We start from the raw sequence: 233 nt of genomic DNA, 5'->3' as shown, positions 1-233 counted from the left end.
CATGGCGAGATCGCCACAGCGAGGATGGTCGCATGACGGTCGTCCCGGAGAACGCCCCGATCGCCGTCGCCGCCGCCAAGCCGCCGGTCAAGCGCATCAACTGGGTCAGGGCAGCCCCCTGGCTCTATACCATCGGCCTGTTCCTCATCTGGGAACTGCTGGTGATCGCCTTCGACACGCCGGTGACCATCCTGCCGGCGCCGAGCCGGATCTTCCAGGCGATCGTCCAGTAC

Annotated in this window: 1 pseudogene; it reads left to right on the top strand. The window is 66.5% G+C overall.

The window, feature by feature from the left end:
* Positions 1–32: 32 nt before the first annotated feature.
* Positions 33–233 (top strand): annotated as a pseudogene (locus R0J92_RS26975) (hypothetical protein); the annotation flags it as partial.

Origin of the sequence: Tritonibacter sp. SIMBA_163 (assembly GCF_046535935.1) — a bacterium.
Taxonomy (GTDB): domain Bacteria; phylum Pseudomonadota; class Alphaproteobacteria; order Rhodobacterales; family Rhodobacteraceae; genus Epibacterium; species Epibacterium scottomollicae.
The sequence above is the reverse complement of the archived record's forward strand: the minus strand, read 5'-3'. Positions and strand labels throughout refer to the sequence as shown.